Annotated in this window: 19 protein-coding genes and 1 tRNA gene; 15 read left to right on the forward strand and 5 right to left on the reverse strand. The window is 48.3% G+C overall.

Annotation, left to right across the window (positions count from 1 at the left end; genetic code table 11):
- Positions 1–134: LuxR C-terminal-related transcriptional regulator (locus GC097_RS29470; protein WP_171686838.1), on the reverse strand; the 134-nt coding region annotated here is incomplete at its 3' end.
- A gap of 193 nt (positions 135–327) precedes the next feature.
- Here GC097_RS29470 and GC097_RS29475 point away from each other — a divergent pair.
- The 3 genes from GC097_RS29475 to GC097_RS29485 are packed head-to-tail and all read left to right on the forward strand — an operon-like array spanning position 328 to position 2,774.
- Positions 328–1,029 (forward strand): DUF6483 family protein, encoded by a 702-nt coding sequence (locus GC097_RS29475; RefSeq protein WP_171686839.1) that lies wholly within the window; start codon positions 328–330, stop codon positions 1,027–1,029.
- 19 nt (positions 1,030–1,048) lie between these two features.
- Positions 1,049–1,780, forward strand: coding sequence for a class I SAM-dependent methyltransferase (locus tag GC097_RS29480; RefSeq protein ID WP_171686840.1), 732 nt, complete (start codon positions 1,049–1,051; stop codon positions 1,778–1,780).
- A 10-nt stretch (positions 1,781–1,790) separates the two neighbouring features.
- The gene (locus GC097_RS29485) at positions 1,791–2,774 is read left to right on the forward strand and encodes an MBL fold metallo-hydrolase (RefSeq protein WP_171686841.1); all 984 of its coding nucleotides are present in this window, start codon (positions 1,791–1,793) and stop codon (positions 2,772–2,774) included.
- Positions 2,775–3,313: 539 nt separating this feature from the next.
- Here the strand turns inward: GC097_RS29485 and GC097_RS29490 are convergent.
- Positions 3,314–4,276, reverse strand: coding sequence for a phosphatidylglycerophosphatase A family protein (locus GC097_RS29490; protein ID WP_171686842.1), 963 nt, complete (start codon positions 4,274–4,276; stop codon positions 3,314–3,316).
- 272 nt (positions 4,277–4,548) lie between these two features.
- On the opposite strand from GC097_RS29490, the gene GC097_RS29495 reads away from it, so the two are divergent.
- The 3 genes from GC097_RS29495 to GC097_RS29505 all read left to right on the forward strand — a co-directional run bounded on the left by GC097_RS29495 (position 4,549) and on the right by GC097_RS29505 (position 7,173).
- The gene (locus GC097_RS29495; protein ID WP_171686843.1) at positions 4,549–5,598 is read left to right on the forward strand and encodes a GerMN domain-containing protein; all 1,050 of its coding nucleotides are present in this window, start codon (positions 4,549–4,551) and stop codon (positions 5,596–5,598) included.
- Between the two features lie 182 nt (positions 5,599–5,780).
- Positions 5,781–6,539, forward strand: coding sequence for a ribonuclease PH (rph, locus tag GC097_RS29500; protein WP_171686844.1), 759 nt, complete (start codon positions 5,781–5,783; stop codon positions 6,537–6,539).
- Positions 6,523–7,173, forward strand: a complete 651-nt coding sequence (locus GC097_RS29505) for an XTP/dITP diphosphatase (RefSeq protein ID WP_171686845.1) — start codon at positions 6,523–6,525, stop codon at positions 7,171–7,173. Before rph ends, GC097_RS29505 begins: the two co-directional genes overlap by 17 nt.
- Positions 7,174–7,218: 45 nt before the next feature.
- Here the strand turns inward: GC097_RS29505 and asnB are convergent, their stop codons facing one another.
- Complete coding sequence (gene asnB / locus GC097_RS29510; protein WP_171686846.1) at positions 7,219–9,063, reverse strand: asparagine synthase (glutamine-hydrolyzing); 1,845 nt, start codon at positions 9,061–9,063, stop codon at positions 7,219–7,221.
- Positions 9,064–9,160: 97 nt separating this feature from the next.
- Between asnB and GC097_RS29515 the strand changes: the two genes are divergently transcribed.
- The 3 genes from GC097_RS29515 (at position 9,161) to GC097_RS34840 (ending at position 9,968) form a co-directional block, all read left to right on the forward strand.
- Positions 9,161–9,598 carry a hypothetical protein gene (locus GC097_RS29515; protein WP_246294537.1) on the forward strand — a complete coding sequence of 146 codons (438 nt, stop codon included), beginning with the start codon at positions 9,161–9,163 and terminating at the stop codon, positions 9,596–9,598.
- Positions 9,599–9,644: 46 nt separating this feature from the next.
- Positions 9,645–9,758, forward strand: coding sequence for a DUF4023 family protein (locus GC097_RS29520; protein WP_082562468.1), 114 nt, complete (start codon positions 9,645–9,647; stop codon positions 9,756–9,758).
- 78 nt (positions 9,759–9,836) lie between these two features.
- A complete protein-coding gene (locus GC097_RS34840) occupies positions 9,837–9,968 on the forward strand; it encodes a hypothetical protein (protein ID WP_281364396.1) in 132 nt (43 codons plus the stop codon).
- Positions 9,969–10,045: 77 nt separating this feature from the next.
- Here the strand turns inward: GC097_RS34840 and GC097_RS29525 are convergent.
- Positions 10,046–10,119, reverse strand: a tRNA-Arg gene (locus GC097_RS29525).
- Positions 10,120–10,299: 180 nt separating this feature from the next.
- On the opposite strand from GC097_RS29525, the gene GC097_RS29530 reads away from it, so the two are divergent.
- The 6 genes from GC097_RS29530 (at position 10,300) to GC097_RS29555 (ending at position 16,861) form a co-directional block, all read left to right on the forward strand.
- Positions 10,300–11,193: a hypothetical protein gene (locus GC097_RS29530; RefSeq protein WP_171686847.1), complete on the forward strand. Its 894-nt coding sequence runs from the start codon at positions 10,300–10,302 to the stop codon at positions 11,191–11,193.
- 110 nt (positions 11,194–11,303) lie between these two features.
- Entirely contained in the window at positions 11,304–12,605 is a 1,302-nt protein-coding gene (tig, locus tag GC097_RS29535; protein ID WP_171686848.1) for a trigger factor, read from the forward strand.
- 199 nt (positions 12,606–12,804) lie between these two features.
- Positions 12,805–13,395 carry an ATP-dependent Clp endopeptidase proteolytic subunit ClpP gene (gene clpP, locus GC097_RS29540; protein ID WP_029194632.1) on the forward strand — a complete coding sequence of 197 codons (591 nt, stop codon included), beginning with the start codon at positions 12,805–12,807 and terminating at the stop codon, positions 13,393–13,395.
- Between the two features lie 12 nt (positions 13,396–13,407).
- Positions 13,408–14,676: an ATP-dependent protease ATP-binding subunit ClpX gene (clpX, locus tag GC097_RS29545; RefSeq protein WP_167069059.1), complete on the forward strand. Its 1,269-nt coding sequence runs from the start codon at positions 13,408–13,410 to the stop codon at positions 14,674–14,676.
- A gap of 98 nt (positions 14,677–14,774) precedes the next feature.
- Complete coding sequence (ispG, locus tag GC097_RS29550) at positions 14,775–15,872, forward strand: flavodoxin-dependent (E)-4-hydroxy-3-methylbut-2-enyl-diphosphate synthase (RefSeq protein WP_171686849.1); 1,098 nt, start codon at positions 14,775–14,777, stop codon at positions 15,870–15,872.
- Positions 15,873–16,042: 170 nt separating this feature from the next.
- Complete coding sequence (locus GC097_RS29555) at positions 16,043–16,861, forward strand: divergent polysaccharide deacetylase family protein (protein ID WP_246294538.1); 819 nt, start codon at positions 16,043–16,045, stop codon at positions 16,859–16,861.
- Here GC097_RS29555 and GC097_RS29560 read toward each other — a convergent pair.
- A complete protein-coding gene (locus GC097_RS29560) occupies positions 16,848–17,537 on the reverse strand; it encodes an N-acetylmuramoyl-L-alanine amidase family protein (RefSeq protein ID WP_171686850.1) in 690 nt (229 codons plus the stop codon). The two genes, GC097_RS29555 and GC097_RS29560, sit on opposite strands and share 14 nt — an antisense overlap.
- Between the last annotated feature and the right edge of the window lie 161 nt (positions 17,538–17,698).

Here is a 17,698-nt window from a genome sequence, read left to right on the forward strand (position 1 = left end):
TGATTTCTCACAGTTTTTTCACTGATAAAAAGCTGCTGTGCGATATCCTTCGTCGTTTTGTCCTGCACTAATAGTTCGAATACTTCGCGTTCGCGGTTCGTAAGTAGAAATTTGTTTTTGTGGTCGCTGCCCATGGATGTGTGTCACCCCTCCTTGCTCGGGTATTGGGAAATACAAGGTTAAGGGATACAGTCAAAATTAGTTTATGAAGGGCTGCTGCCAATGGTGCGGTATGGACGCAAAAATAGGCGTTATCCGCTTTTGAGTTTCTATCCGAGGCGTGGTAAGCTGAAATGAGGCATTTCTTTTGAGCAAAGGAGGTTTCTGATGTTCAAACGTGATTATTTTATGCGGCAGATTGAACAAATGACTCAGGTACTGCATCGTATTCTTTTTAATAAGGAACATATTCCGCTAGGGGATGCTCAGCAGCAATTGGATGAAGCGAGCCGGCATTTGCTTGGGCTCAATGTTCGCTCCTTACAGGCTTTGTCAAGCAAGGATATTTTGGAACTGCTTTCCTATCATGGGAATTTGGATACAGCGAAAGCGATGGTCATTGTGGATATGTTTGTCGGCCGTGGAGATCTATTGAGACAACATGAACAAACCGATGAGGCTTACCTGGCTTATGTAAAATCTCTTGATTTGCTGCTGCACCTATCGCTTTCCTCGGAGGTTGGTCCTAAGGATGAGGAGAATGCAGAGATTTCATCTCGAATTCTGACGAGTCTTGATCGGCTTAAAGCATGGATGATCCCGGAGGATATGAAAAGACTGCTCTTCGCTCACTACGAGAAACAGGGCGATTATGCGAAAGTGGAAGATGTTTTGTTCCATTATATGGAGGATCATCCGGATCAGGCGGATTTAATCGGGCAAGGCATTATTTTTTATGAAAAATTACTTGATATGGAAGATTTACAGCTCGAAACAGGCAACTTCAGTAAAGAAGAAGCAAGGGATGGCTTGCGCATTGTGAAGCGGAAATTGGACTCTTTTGAAGAAATTACTAATGATCATAAATAGAAATTGAAGGTGTTGCGACATGGCTTGGTATCAAGAAAGTTTTGGGAACGATTATTTGCTTGTTTATAAGCATCGAGATATGCAGGGCGCGTATCATGAAGTGAAGAAAATGATGGACTGGCTTGAGCTGAAGCAAGGTGCAGAGGTTTTGGATCTGTGCTGCGGGATGGGGCGTCACTCCATGGCGTTAGCGGATTTTGGCTATGAAGTCACAGGTGTGGATTTGTCGGAGGTGCTTTTGAATGAAGCGATACAATTGGACAAGCAGAAACGAGTGACTTGGGTACGTGGCGACATGAGGGAAGTTCCTCTCCAGCGCCAGTTTGATGCGGTTGTGAATTTGTTTACTTCTTTTGGCTATTTTGATGAGGACGAACAGAATGAAGTGGTGTTCCACGAGATGAATCGGCTTTTAAAAAAAGGCGGTCGCTTCATTATCGATTTTTTGAATCCGGTTTATATTCGTGCTCATCTTGTTCCGCAATCTCAGCGTATGGAAGGAGATATTCACATTCGTGAAACGAGAACCATTGAAGATGGCTGCGTTCGCAAGCGGATTGTGATTTCCGAGGAGGGGGCTCCTGGTCGGCAATATTTGGAGCAAGTTAAACTATACGACCGGCCAGCGTTCGAAGCGATGCTGCAAAAAGCAGGTTTACATATTGATCACGTATACGGCGGTTATGACGGTCAGGCTTATGAGGCCGATGTTTCGGGCCGGATGATTTTTGTCGGGCACAAGGAAGGATGAATACGAGCAAATGAACATCGTGACGGAACATACAGATGAGATTACGCAAGTGAAGGTGCCGCTGCCCTTTCCGCTTCGTTGGGTGAATGCTTACTTGATCCGCGGCAGCAAAGGGTACACGGTCATTGATCCGGGGCTGCATACCCCGGATGCCGAGGCGCTCTGGTTGCAGGTACTGCAAGAGCGCGGGATTGGCTTCGAGCACGTCGAGCAAATCGTGCTCACCCATCACCATCCCGATCACTACGGGATGGCGGGGTGGTTCCAGGAGCGCACGGGTGCGCCGGTTCTCCTCTCAGAGACCGGAAATGCGCAAGTACAGCTCCTGTGGGGACCGGAGGAGCCGATGTCGGCGCGGCTCCTGACGCTTTTTGCCCGGCACGGCTTCCCGGAAGCCGGGCTGGAGGAGTTGGCGAAGCACATGGTGAGCTTCGTCGAATTGGTTTCCCCGCAGCCGCAGGTTACGCTGCTGCGGGAAGGACCTGTGCGCCTCGGGGACCGCGTGTACGAAGCCATGGAGACCCCCGGCCATGCCGCGGGTCATCTGGTCTTCTATGACGCCGAGGCGGAGGTGATTTTTTGCGGCGACCACGTCCTGCCGCAAATATCGCCGAACGTTTCCTTCCTCCCGGAGGTGGAAGAGAACCCGCTCGGCGAGTACCTTCGCAGCCTGCAGGAGATCGGCAGGCTGAAGGTCAAAATGGCTTACCCCGGGCACCGGGAGCCGTGGTCTGGCTTTGGCGCACGCACCGAGGAACTGGTGCGCCATCACCATGAGCGGCTTGCGCTCATGGAGGGACAGCTAAGCGCGCCGCTTAGCGCTTATGAGGTGTGCCGCGCAACCTTCGGCGACCGGCTCAGCACGCATCAGATGAGGTTCGCGCTGTCGGAGACGATCGCTCACCTCATCCTGCTGGAAGCGGAGGGACGCATCCGGTTGTCGGATCCTGCCGCGGAGCTTCTTCAATATATGGCGGTGGGCAACGGCGAGTGATCAATGAGTCCTTGGACTCGCGACATATGCTCAACAAAGCAGCTGGATTTGATGTGAAAAGTGCATCAGATCCAGCTGCTTTTCGTCTTTTTCACAGGAGTTAAGCGTGTTTAACGGCGTTATCGCGGACCATTTGCAGCCTTAGCATAAGTTAGCGCTGAAAAACAGCGTTAGCTGTCTGGGTTAGTGGTTTGAGTTTGGGTTAGTGGTTTGGGTTGAAGTTCGGATCGGGGCTAGTGGTTTGCCCTCAGTCCCAGGCGGCCTAAGGGATGCTGAAAAATACAAAAAAGCACATCAAATCCGCCTGTTAATCCCAGCGAGCGAAATCTGGTGCGCTTTTTTGTGTTTTCTCACGGCTGATCTAGGTTGTAGAGTGCTTCCGGCTCATTTCAAGAGGAACTACGATTCGTTATTTGCCCGAATACTGCTATTTCGCAAATCGGAGGGAACTGAGGTCCGCTATTTCACCTGGAGCTGATTTTGCTTCAATAGCGCCCTCTAGTTCCCTTTCCCAAACGGAGAAGGTTCGCCGTGCCCCCCTACTTCAAAGGCTTACTATACGTAGGCACATTATTGTGCGCTAACCGGCCGCAGGCTGCAGCCACAATGCCGCATACCATGTCGTCAATGAACGTATTGCATTTTCCCTCGGAGTGGTCGCTGTCGAGGGCTTTGATGATCCCGATTTTCTCTTTGTCGAGGTAGCCGAAATTCGTGAGCGCAATGGTTCCGTACATGAGTGGAACGGCAGTCGCGATGCTCTCATCCACGCCAAAAAGACCTTCGTCCTGCCCGACGATATGATTGTACTGCCGGCTGAATTCCCCGGCTTCGACGGCGGTATCTATTTTGATTGCCAGCTGCAGGGCGTGGAAGGTCTGCTGTTTGCGCAGCACGGCAACGATGTGCTCTTCGCAAAGGCTGCGCGCCATGTCCGGGTTATAGGGGCGCTGAAGCTGATCCAGAATCTCCACCATATCCTCAAGCTGGACGCCTCTTGCTGCGAGCATAGCGAGATTGCGCTGCGTATAATCGACTTTCACATTCTCCGAAATGATGACGCTTGCCGTTGAAGCTACAATTGCGCATATCCCTTTTGAAATAAACGATTTAGGGCGCTTCGTCGGGAAGAAAAAACGGAATTTGCAATCCACGAAACCGAAGAGGGAAGCCGCGCCGCTGCCATACAGCCCACAAATCGACATGGCGATGGTACGATGCACGTTATAGGCAGGGTCTTTCATGCTTGCGAGCAGCTCGGAATCGTGCTTGACCTTTTTTTGCAGTTCCATGAGCGTGGTCATGACGTTATAGGTTTCGGTTTTGCTTAAAACACCGAGCAAAGTCGTTGTGATCATCTCATAAGGAATTTTCTTGATGCCTTTGATTTCGACGAGCAGGCGGGCAACAGCTTCTTCGATGACGGATTGAGGATAGTGACTGAAAACTTCTTCCCTGAATTCGTTGAAAATGAGCGTTTTGTCTTTGAGGAATGTTCTCATCTGAGCGCCTCCAATTAGATCAAAATCAGTCTGTTCTACAAGTATAGCATATCAAGTTATGATGCCGAAAAGGATAGGGATTCATCGGAAAGGGGACCTATTTTTTCGGGTTGACTTTTTTAAAAGCAGATGGACAAAAAGTAGTTATAAATCGGACAAAGTCCCGTATACATAATAATACGAAAAAGCAATGTACAGGCCATGCCGAAGGAAGTATGCGGCAGATGCTTCTGAAGAAGCTTCTGCAAAAACTCGAAGGAGGAAATAAGCAAATGAAACATCAACATTGGATTCGTTCAGCCGCTATCGCGGGGGTGATTGCCTTGCTGACCACAGGATGTTCGGTTCTGGGAACTGGGAAGAAAGCTGACATCGATGCACCTCCGTCCACGGGTGCGGAAGCGGACGCTAAGACGACATCAGCTGCGGTCACGATCGACATGATCGACGATAACTCATCGCAAATGACGGTGTATGTGAAAGATGCCAAAGGCTTCGTGGCCCCGCTCAGTCTGGGATTGCCGAAAACGGTGTCGGTTGCCAAAACGACGCTGGAGTACATGGTGGACGGAGGTCCTGTCTCCAGTCTGCTTCCATCGGGATTTCAGGCTTTGCTGCCGAAAGGCACGAAAGTCATTAGCTTGAATGTGACATCAGACAAACGCGCCATCGTTGATTTCTCTAAAGAGTTTCTCACGTATGATGGGCAAAATGAAAGAAAAATACTGGAAGCCATCACGTGGAATCTTACAAACTTCCCGACTGTAGAGAAAGTGCAGCTTCGTGTCGATGGCAAGGATCTCAAAGAAATGCCGAAAGGCAAAACACCGCTTGATACGCCGCTGGCGCGTTCGATGGGGATTAACCTGGAGAAGGCGGAAGATGCGGAGTTCGGGCAATCTACGCCGGTGACGCTCTATTTCTTGAATCAAAACGATCAAAATTACAAATATTATGTTCCGGTTACCAGACTTGTCAAAAGAACGGATAATGTCGCGAAAGCCGTTGTTGATCAGCTCATCAAAGGGCCTGACCAGAAGAAAGGGCTGGCTGGCGTTCTGAATGCCGCAACGGAAGTGAAGAGCATTAATCCGGCCGATTCCTTGATTACGGTGGATTTCTCGAACAAGCTGCTTGGCGCAGACCAGAAAGCGTCCGAAGATGCTTTGAAGTCCGTTATTCTTTCGTTGACTGAGAATACAGGCTTTAAGCAAGTTCAGATTAAAGTGGACGGCGCTGTGAAATTTACTTCCTCAGACAGTACTCAGAATTACACCAAGCCTGTTGCAAGACCGGCTCATATCAATCCGACCAAGCTGTAACCAGCTTGACCCGGAGTATCGAACCTCTTATGCAAAAGCATTTCTTGCATAAGGGGTTTTCTCATCCCTTTGGCCAGCCGGACATCATTGTTCTGGATGAGGGTGCTTTTCTCCGGCTACTTTGTTACAATGGGGCGAGAGAATCAGCTTCCCGTGGAAGCAACAGGAGGAGAACACGATTTATGCGAATTGGCGGAAGAACGAATGAAGAATTGCGCCCTATGAAAATAACCCCCCATTACATAAAGCATGCAGAAGGCTCGGTACTTATTGAGGTCGGGGATACGAAAGTAATTTGTACGGCAACGGTTGAAGAACGCGTCCCGCCTTTTATGAAAGGCCAAGGCAAAGGCTGGGTAACGGCTGAGTATTCCATGCTGCCGCGTGCCACACAGGTTAGAAATCAACGTGAGGCTGCCAAAGGCAAGCTGGGCGGACGCACGATGGAGATTCAGCGTCTAATCGGCCGTGCGCTTCGTTCCGTTGTTAACTTGGAAGCTTTGGGCGAGCGATCCATTACACTGGACTGCGATGTCATCCAAGCTGACGGAGGCACACGCACCACTTCGATTACCGGTGCATTCGTTGCCATGGCTTTTGCCATCAACAAGCTGGCGACAGATAAAAACTTGGCGAAGTTCCCGATCAACGACTTCCTGGCATCTGTTTCTGTCGGCGTTATCGGCCAAACCCCGCGCCTCGATCTTAACTATGAAGAGGATTCGCAGGCTAAGGTGGATATGAACGTCGTAATGACAGGGCAGGGCCAATTTGTAGAAATCCAAGGAACCGGCGAGGATGCTCCTTTTTCACGCAAAGAGTTGGATGAGCTCCTAGCACTTGCGGAAACAGGGATTCATACGATGATCGAAGAGCAGTGCAAGGTACTGGGCCCTATCGCAGATCGTATTCGAGGTGCACAACATGCGGCTACGAAGTAATATCGTCGTTATTGCAACGCGCAATGAGGGCAAAGTCAAGGAGTTTGAGAGTCTTTTTGGTCCCAAAGGCTATAAAGTTCGCAGCTTGGCTGATTATACGGACCTTCCGGACATCGTGGAAAGCGGGACGACGTTTGCCGAGAATGCGCGGATCAAAGCGCAGATCATTTCGGCGCATCTCCATGTTCCTGTGCTTGCAGATGACTCAGGCTTGTGTGTGAAGGAGTTGGGCGGTGCCCCGGGTGTTTATTCGGCTAGATATGCCGGGGAAGACGCAACGGATGCGGATAACAACGCTAAGCTGCTCCAAGCTTTGAACGAGATTGGCCCTGCTGAAGGACTGCCGGGGGAAGACGGTCAACCCAAGCTTCTAAGCGAGGCTGCCTTTGTCTGTGCGCTTACGCTTATCGATCCGGTAGCCAATGAGACTATTGAAGCTGAAGACACCTGTCAGGGTTATATCATCGCTGAACCGCGCGGAGAAAGCGGATTCGGCTATGATCCGTTGTTTTATATTCCCGCTCTGGGCAGAACGATGGCGGAACTGACGGTGGCAGAGAAGAATGAAATCAGTCACCGCGCCAAAGCTTTGCGGTTGTTTTTGGATAGACTGCCTGATCAAAACGAATCCTAATATAAAAGGCCTGCTTCCGCATCAGTGGACAGCAGGCCTTTTATATTAACGGATCGATATTTTATAGTTTCGCAACCACGTGTCCACTTGTGCTAAATAAGCGAACATTTGAGGCCCCGTCATCAACTGGCCGAACCATGGAAGATCGAAGTCGTTCGTGTCAGAGCTGGCGAGTGCGCGTATTTGTTTGACATCAATGAATGGCAGCAGGGGCGAGCTGGAGTCATCGAGAATTTCCAGCACCCATTTGCGCACGGCTGCTAAATAATTCGGGTTGTGTGTCTTTGGATACGGGCTTTTCTTGCGCGTCAGGACATCATCGGGAAGAACGCCTTTCAGCGCTTTTCGCAGAATGCCTTTTTCGCGATCCCCAGATGTTTTTATTTCCCAAGGAATATTCCACACATATTCAACGAGGCGGTGGTCGCAGAAAGGGACCCGAACTTCAAGTCCAACCGCCATGCTCATGCGGTCTTTCCGATCGAGCAGCGTCGGCATAAACCGCGTGATGTTGAGGTAGGACATTTCTCGCATCCGGTTTTGCTGCTGCGTTTCGCCCGCTAGCCGCGGCACTTCGCTTAAAGCTTGTTGATACCGATTGCTGACATATTCGACCGGTTTAATCCAATCCACCAAATCTGGCGCCAACAGATTGACCCGATTCGGCAGTTTTAGCGACCAAGGGAACGTGTTCGCAGACAGAGCCTCCTCGTTGTGAAACCACGGGTATCCGCCGAAGATTTCATCCGCAGCCTCGCCGGAGATCGCAACGGTGGCATTCTTTTTGATTTCCCGGCAAAATAAATAAAGGGACCCGTCAACATCGGCCATTCCCGGTGTATCCCTAGCAAAAACGGCTGTTTTCAAAGATTCCACGAGTTCGGGAGTATCGAACTCAATATAATGATGCTCGGTGCCAAGATGCTCGGTCATCCGCTTAATCCATGGGGCATCGGAATTCGGTTGAAATAAGTTGGCTTTGAAATGTTTATCGTTATCTTTGTAATCCACCGAAAAAGTATGCAGAGCGCCTTTTCCGCTTTCTTTGTAATGCTCGGCGGCGAGCGACGTAAGCGCACTGGAGTCAAGCCCTCCGGACAGCAGCGTACAGATGGGCACGTCAGAAACAAGCTGCCGCTGGGCTGTGTCGTTCAGCAGTTGCTGAACCTGATTGGCCGTAGCGGCAATATCATCCGGGTGCGGCTGGCTCTCCAGCTTCCAGTACGTCCGGATGGATAAGCCGTTGCGGTCAAAAACGGCGCATTGTCCCGGCTTCAACTCGGACATATTGCGATATATGCCGTGCCCGGGCGTACGTGCAGGCCCTACTGCGAAGATTTCTGCCAAGCCTTCAGCGCCGACTTCCGCTTGGAAATCCGGATGGGCAAGAATGGCTTTTGGTTCAGAACCGAATAGAAGAACACTGTTCTGATGAGAATAAAAAAGCGGCTTTACGCCAAGCCGGTCTCTCACCAAGAAGAGGGATTGTTCTTGATCATCCCATGCGGCAAATGCGAAAATACCGTTCAAACGGTCTACACAAGCCCGCCCCCATTCCATAAAGGCAACAAGCAGCACTTCCGTATCGCACGTTGTGCGGAAATGATGGCCGCGCAGTTCAAGCTCTTTTTTCAGCTCTGGGGCATTATAAAGTTCGCCATTATATACGATCGTATACGTGTAGTCTCCTTGTTTCCGGATCATGGGCTGGGCGCCGTTTTCCGGATCCATGACACTAAGACGACGATGGCCGAGGGCACAATGCTGTGAGATCCAAGTACCGGAAGCATCTGGTCCACGCAAATGGAGCGATTCCGTCATATCTTCTAGAATGGACGGGTACCCGGTCAAGTCTTTCCGCCAATCTATCCAACCCGTTATTCCGCACATTGACGTTCCTTCCTTTCTTTTTGAAGAGAGAATGATGATAAAGGGTATGCGAAATGGGGGTAGATAATGTCTGTCCGAGGGAGGGCGGGGGCAGCCTTTGGCAGATTTTGTGTTAGGATTGTTTACAGGATGGTTACTAAGAGGCAAATCCATTGACGAAATAAGGAAGGTGATGGCAATGAAAAAGAAGCATTCCAAAGCTCAAATCGATTATTTAGCCTCACGAGAGCATTTTGTGCAAATTAGTCAACAAGCCGATAAACGGATCGCTGAATTGAAAGAAGCGGGCAAAGAAGTCGCACAGGCGGAAATGGAAGAAATCATCGAACGCGTCGGTCTGCACCGTGCCTTTAATGAACTGACACAAGCCGAGAATGTGCTTATCAATTGGACACAAACCGCAATTAAGACAGAACCTGAATTTATTGAAAACCGCAGCAATTTCGAAGCGTTGTACGAAAAAGTCAAAACAGATGCTGAAGCCAGAGGCGCTATACTAAATTTAGCCATGCGTTTAAATCTCGATCTTGCGTGACATTCTATAGAGGTAGTGCCATTCTTTCTTCAGGAGGCGAATGCTCATGGATAGTCATTTCATTAGCAAGCTGCACGACAAGCAGAGGAAAGCCGCGAAGAATTTCAGGACACAAGGTGACGGTCAGCCAGGCAGCAACCTGCCTCACAAGAAGCACTAAAGTAGTCTAATGGCACCAACAAAGAGCCTGCAGAGATCAAACTCTGCGGGCTCCACTTACAGGAGGGGAATGTCCAACATGGGTAAAAACAAAAGCATGAAACAAAAGGCGCAAAGTACAATCGATCATTCGAAACAATCTTCACGCATCCAATCGAATATGGATTCCACAGAACCTGGCCATCATCAGCCAAACCGGCCTTCCGTGTAAGAACTGTCTATTTGAGTTATAAAATAAAGAAAAACAAAAAAAGCCGCGATTTCTCGCGGCTTTCTCTACTTGCTGAACGTCCCAGGAGGGATTCGAACCCCCGACCGCACGCTTAGAAGGCGTGTGCTCTATCCAGCTGAGCTACTGAGACATAAACCTCTTCTTACCGCCCAGCGTGTAGCTGTTTGGCGAAGCAAGAGTTATATTATCATATCTTTTTATGGTAAGTCAACACTTGTTTTAAAATTATTTTGCAATCAGGGAAACAATCAAGTAAACTGTCACCAGCGAGACCAAGATTTCTGAGGTGATCCACATAGCAGAGCCATCTATGAATAATGTGATTCTTTTTCCGAAAACAGAGCAGTATTACGAAGAGGAGCTTACCCGCTTTCTAAAGAGTGAGCAGTATAGCGATGCTCTTCAGATGCTAACTTTTCTGCTTCAATTTCCGGGCGCCAACCCGCACAAAGTTGAACAATGGGAAGCGCTGAGCATTTGGTTGCAAACGATGTTTCCGGAAACGATGTTCCCCATGTCGAGTCCGTCGGATGAGGAGATAGAAGGGGAAGAGGATTTGTTAAGGCAATACATACAAGAGAAATCAACGGATGACGGCACTTATGCGCTAAAGCTGTTGAATTTGCTCAAGGAAGGTTCATTGGAGCAGCAAGTCAGCGCTCTTGAGCAGCTGGGTTTTGTCGATCAATCGGGTATTAGTGCAAGCGTGAAGGAATGGCTCAGCGAGAAACCGCGGCATCCGCACATCCAATTCAAAGCGCTGCAGGCGCTTAAGCAGATGGGTGAGCAAGGTTTCGTAGAATTCCCGAAGAACGGGAGCATGATCGCCGCCCAGATCGAAGAGACGCCGCTCGGCCCGGAGGAATTTCCTTCCCAAATTCGTGATATGATTCGCAGAGTCGGGGATATTAGTGAAATAAGCCAACCGGATTTTGTCTATTTTGCAAAACAAACCTGGCAGGAATTTTTGGCTTATGCCTATGGGACATCGATTTACACCGATCTGCTTAGAGCGGAGGACGGAGCTGTCGACGTGTGGGCATCCGCCTTGCACGCGATCCTTCAAGAGCGGTTATTCGGCTCCGCAAATCGGGAAGAATTGTTGGATAACTACGGAATTGTGGACTCAATGACGCTTCAATGGAAGCGGGCCCATCTTGTGCTGCAGGCTTTTGTGAAACAGTTTAACCCTGATCCGTCCTAGAGGCGAAAGGTCGCCTTGAAATGAATTTGTTATATGTTATAATAGAATGGTTATAATGAGCGTAACGTGAAAATATGTCATCGTACATTTTTGGAAGGGGAAAGCATAAAATGAAAGCAAGTTGGGAAAAAATAGAGAAGAACGTAGGCGTTCTTGAAGTGGAAGTTGGCGCAGAGCGCGTCGCAGATGCATTGGATAAAGCATTCAAAAAAGTATCCGCGAAAGTGAATGTTCCAGGATTCCGTAAAGGTAAAGTGCCGCGTTCAATCTTTGAAGCTAAATTTGGTGTAGAAAGCCTGTATCAAGATGCACTTGACATCATTTTACCGGAAGTTTACGTACAAGCGATCGAAGAGGTCAAAATCGAGCCTGTTGATCGTCCTGAAGTAGACGTTGAGCAATTCGGTAAAGGACAAGTTCTGAAATTCAAAGCAAAAGTTACGGTTAAGCCAGAAGTAACTCTTGGCGACTACAAAGGCATCGAAGTTCCAGCGGTAGACGCGAATGTAACGGACGAAGAAGTGGACAGCGAGCTTTCCCGTCTGCAACAGCGCCACGCTGAATTGGTTGTTCTTGAAGAAGGACAAGCAGCTAACGGCGACGTCGTCGTTCTTGATTTCGAAGGTTTCGTTGATGAAGTAGCATTCGAAGGCGGAAAAGCGGAGAAATACTCCCTTGAGCTTGGTTCCAACTCCTTCATTCCTGGTTTCGAAGAGCAGCTTGTAGGACTTGGCAAAGGCGAAGAGAAAGACGTTAACGTTTCTTTCCCTGAGAACTACCACTCCGAAGATCTGAAAGGCAAAGCGGCTGTGTTTAAAGTGAAAATTCACGACATTAAACGCAAAAACCTGCCAGAACTTGATGACGAGTTTGCTAAAGACGTGAGCGAGTACGATACGCTTGCAGAGTACAAAGAAGAATTGAAAAACCGTCTTCAAGAGCGCAAAACAAAAGATTCAGAAGCTGCTCTGGAAACAGCTGTCGTTGAGAAAGCTGCAGCAAACGCGGATGTTGAAATCCCAGCTTCCATGGTAGAAGCAGAGCTTGATGTCATGGTGAAAGAATTCGAAAGACGTCTTCGCTCCCAAGGCATGACGCTTGAGATTTACTTCCAGTTCTCCGGTCAAGATGAGAGCGTGCTGAAAGATCAAATGAGAGAAGATGCTGAGAAGCGTGTTCGCAACAACCTTGTTCTTGAAGCTATTGCAGCTGCAGAAAAAATCACTGTATCCGACGAAGAAGTTGACGCGGAACTTGAGAAATATGCACCATCCTACCAAAAATCAACTGCAGAACTTCGTGAGCTGTTTGCATCTAACGGCAGCCTGGAAGGTCTGAGCAACGATCTTGTGATTAGAAAAACGGTTGACTTCTTGCTTGAAAATAGCAAGCATGTTTCCGCAGCAGTATAAATAAGGTTAGTAGAGGCACGTACGTAAGCAACGTGCCTTTCTTTTACCCTATTTTAGCCTCAAACTGACTCACGACATATGTAATTCCTTGTATACATAGCAGTCTTCTGAAAAAATGACTTTGCTGCTCAAACATGTTAAACTGTTACTGAATCCCAATTTGGAAAACATGGCTTTAGCCACAAAAGGAGTTGGTACAATGAGTCTTATTCCTATGGTTGTTGAACAAGAGGCACGTGGGGAACGCTCTTACGACATCTACTCGCGTCTACTTAAGGACCGCATTATTTTCATTGGGAGCGCCATTGATGATGATGTGGCTAATTTGGTCATTGCCCAGCTGCTTTTTTTATCTGCTCAGGATCCCGATAAGGATATCCACTTATATATCAACTCACCAGGTGGATCTGTAACAGCTGGAATGGGTATCTTCGATACCATGCAATTTATTAAACCGGATGTATCTACGATTTGCGTAGGTATGGCTGCAAGTATGGGTTCCTTGCTGTTAACAGCTGGCGCCAAAGGCAAGCGATACGCGCTGCCGAATGCTGAAGTTATGATCCATCAACCGCTCGGCGGTGTAAGAGGTCAAGCGACCGATATTAAGATTCACGCGGATTGGATTATCAAAACGAAACAAAAACTCAACCAGATTTATGTGGATCGTACGGGACAGCCGCTTGAAAAGATCGAAAGAGACACCGACCGGGATAACTTTATGAGCGCTGAAGAAGCGAAAGCATACGGGTTAATCGACGAGGTTATCACTCGAAACGACTTGAAATAAAGGAGTGATCCCATGTTTAAATTTAACGATGAAAAAGGCCAACTCAAATGTTCCTTTTGTGGAAAATCTCAGGACCAGGTTCGCAAGCTTGTTGCCGGTCCGGGAGTTTACATTTGTGATGAATGTATAGAGCTTTGCACAGAAATTGTGGAAGAAGAACTAGGTCACGAAGAAGAGCTGGATCTGAAGGATGTTCCGAAACCTAAGGAAATCCGCAACATTTTGGACCAGTACGTGATCGGGCAGGAACAAGCGAAGAAATCCCTTGCGGTAGCGGTGTATAATCACTACAAGCGCATCAATTCCCAAAACAAGCTGGAAGATGTTGAACTACAAAAAAGTAACATCGTTCTTCTAGGACCAACAGGAAGCGGTAAAACGCTGCTTGCGCAAACCCTTGCCAAAATTTTGAATGTTCCATTCGCGATCGCGGATGCAACTTCTTTGACCGAAGCAGGCTATGTGGGTGAAGACGTTGAGAACATTTTGCTCAAACTGATTCAAGCTGCAGACTATGATGTGGAGAAAGCCGAGCGCGGCATTATCTATATCGACGAGATTGATAAAGTAGCACGCAAATCCGAGAATCCGTCCATCACAAGAGACGTTTCCGGCGAAGGTGTTCAACAAGCGTTGCTCAAAATTCTTGAAGGTACGGTCGCATCCGTTCCTCCGCAAGGCGGACGCAAGCACCCGCATCAAGAGTTTATTCAAATTGATACAACAAACATTCTGTTTATTTGCGGCGGAGCCTTCGATGGTCTAGAGCAAATTATTAAACGCAGAATCGGTAAAAAAGTGATTGGCTTCTCCACGGACGGCGCCAAAGTAGATTTGAAACCAGGCGAGTACTTATCTATGGTGCTTCCGGAAGATCTGCTCAGATTCGGATTGATTCCGGAATTCGTAGGCCGTCTGCCGGTTATCTCTACTCTAGAGCCGCTGGATGAAGCAGCGCTTGTTCGTATTCTTTCCGAGCCCAAAAACGCGCTCGTGAAACAATACCAGAAGATGCTCGAAATGGATAACGTTTCACTCGAGTTCGACGCAGAGGCGCTTGACGCCATTGCCAAGGAAGCGATTAAACGGAATACCGGCGCGCGCGGTCTGAGAGCAATCATCGAAAGCATTATGCTTGACGTGATGTTTGAAGTCCCTTCAAGAACGGACGTCTCCTCTTGCGTAGTCTCTAAGGAAACCGTTCAAAACAAGCTTGCGCCTGTTTTGACGACCAAAGACGGCTCGCAAGCGACAGGCAAGAAGAAAGAAGAAAGTGCGTAACCCATAATTTCATAAACGAACACACAGCCTCCAATCCGGTTTCCTTATGCAGGAAATTGGAGCGGAGGATGTTTGGTGTCATGGGGAGAGAAACCATAATGTTCCATAGAAAAGACACGCGTCCCGTTCGAGTGGGCGACTTAACGATCGGCGGCAGCAACGAAGTCATTATGCAAAGCATGTGCACGACCAAAACAGCGGATGTAAAGGCAACCGTTGCCGAGATTCTTCGTCTTGAAGAAGCAGGCTGTCAATTGGTTCGTGTGACTGTGAACAATAAGGAAGCCGCCGAAGCGATTAAAGAGATTAAGAAACAAATTCATATTCCGCTAGTTTCCGATATTCATTTTGACTATCGTCTAGCGCTTGCCGCGATTGAGAATGGGATTGATAAAGTGCGGATTAACCCGGGCAATATCGGTCGCCGCGAGAAGGTAGAAGCGGTTGTTAAAGCATGTAAGGAACGCGGAATTCCGATTCGAATCGGTGTTAACGCTGGTTCCCTCGAGAACCATCTGCTTGAGAAATACGGTTATCCGACACCGGAAGCTATGGTGGAAAGCGCCTTGTTCCACATCAACATTTTGGAAGAACTCGATTTCCAAGATATTATCGTTTCGCTCAAAGCCTCTGACGTACCGATGGCAATTGCCGCTTACTCGCAAGCTGCGAAAGCCTTCAACTACCCTCTTCACCTCGGAATTACCGAGGCTGGAACGCTCTTTACGGGCGCTGTGAAGAGTGCCGCGGGCATTGGAACGCTGCTCAACATGGGAATCGGCAACACGCTTCGCATCTCGCTTAGCGCAGACCCGGTTGAAGAGATTAAGGTTGCACGCGAGCTGTTAAAAACGTTCGGATTAATCACGAATGCTGCAACGCTTGTATCCTGTCCGACCTGCGGGCGTCTGGACATTGACTTGTTCTCGATCGCAAACGAAGTTGAGGAGTACATTGCCAAAATCAAAGTGCCGATTAAAGTTTCCGTCCTCGGCTGTGCCGTAAACGGACCCGGAGAGGCTCGCGAAGCCGATATTGGGATTGCGGGTGCCCGCGGCGAAGGCATGCTGTTCCGTTACGGAGAGATGATCCGCAAAGTACCGGAGGCAGAGCTTCTCAGCGAGTTGAAAAAAGAAATTGATATCATCGTAAAAGCGTTTGAAGAAACAGGCGCTATTCCTGGCCGTAAGCACTAATTTTTTCTTGAACACATACGCTAAGCCGTTAAGAACCTCCACGTGAGGTAACTTAACGGCTTTTTGTTATGTTCAGCACGCATATTTGGAGCTCAAGCGAAGCATAATGAGAGAAACTGGAAAGCTTGCTCAAGTCCCGCAAGTTTTTCTAAGGATGAAGGAGAATGACCATGAATTTCTTGATTAAAAGCTCAGCAACACGTCAAATCTCGCTAGCGGTAACGATGGGCATTTCGCTACTGCTGCTGCCCGTACATGCTGGAGCAGCGGCTGGCATCGTTCCAAATCAACCCGCAGTGGAATCAACGACGAAGAAGATCGCCATTGTGATTGACGACTTTGGCAACAATATGGACGGCACAACCGAGATGTTGGAACTGCCGATCCCTTTCACAGTAGCGGTAATGCCGTTCTTGCCCTCCACAAAGCAAGATGCGCAGTTAGCCCACGAGAAGGGCCATGAGGTCATTTTGCACCTTCCCATGGAGCCTGTGCGCGGCAAGAAGAGTTGGCTTGGTCCCGGAGCCATTACAACGGACTTATCCGACGATGAGATCCATAAGCGGATCGTAACGGCCATCGAGGATGTTCCCTATGCGATAGGCATCAATAATCATATGGGCTCCAAAGCAACAGCCGATGAAAGAGTGATGAACATTCTCGTTGATATATGCAAAGAGAGAAATCTCATTCTATTGGATAGCCGAACGTCGCCCAAAAGCTTGATCGGGAAGTTGGCCAGCCAGAAGGGCGTCCCATATTCGGAAAACCAGTTGTTCTTTGATGATCTGTATACGTATAGTCACATTAGCAAGCAGATGGTGAAGTTTAAAAAGCTTGTAAAGGACAGGGATTTGGTCATTGCGATCGGTCATGTAGGTCCTCCAGGCAAGAAAACAGCCCAAGTCATCAAAGAAGCCATTCCAACTCTGCAGAAGGAAGCGACCTTCGTCCCAATATCACAGACCGTGAAGCTTAATGTGAAGTAGGGCTTTTATGAACCATCGCAAAGTATTCGTCCACAGCACGGGTAACGGCTTCCGCAAGCTTTGATTGGTGAGAAGAGCTATTCAGCAGTTTACGGTCCGTTCTATTGGAAATGAACCCAAGTTCGACAATAACCGAAGGGCACTTGGTATTTCTGAGTACATAATATTTTTTGCCAAGTATAGGCTGTTCATCTGTTCCGTACACGCGATTAAGTGACGTCTGAAGCAGATTGGCAAGCAGGATGCTCTCCGACTGATTCTGGTGAAAGACGATCGGACCTCTTCGATCGGGTTTGTTCGACCAGTTAATATGCATGCTCAGCATCATCTTGGGTTTAATTGTATTGGCAATTCCGGCCCGCTGTGCCAAATCTTTGCGATGTCTTCCTCCAAAGGACCATTTATTATCTTGGCTTAAAGCATAATCATCCGTTCGATTGATAATGACGCGATAGCCTTTTTTCTGAAGAAGCTTATACGTTTTTTTGGAAATGGCTAAATTCATGTCTTTCTCTTGGTACTTGCCGAATCTGGCTCCAGAGTCAACGCCTCCGTGGCCTACGTCGATGACAATATCGGCATAAGGGAGAAGGGGATTCCCTGCAAAAGCGTATGCATCTGAGCCTGCTGCACAGAGGCAAAGGAATAGTAGGGCGATCATCACAAATTGCTTCAAAATGCCACATCCTTTTGCATGAAATATCTCCTCTTATCCTTCTTCATGAGAGGGACTCTCATACGTCATTCAAAAGTTTGCATGGATTGGATTAACCTTCTTTTACACGGGAATAATGGAAGTTATCGCTAAGGTTTACGAACCGTTTTGCCCAAGCGAAG

The organism is Paenibacillus planticolens (genome assembly GCF_013141725.1).
Taxonomy (GTDB): Bacteria; Bacillota; Bacilli; order Paenibacillales; family NBRC-103111; genus Paenibacillus_E; species Paenibacillus_E planticolens.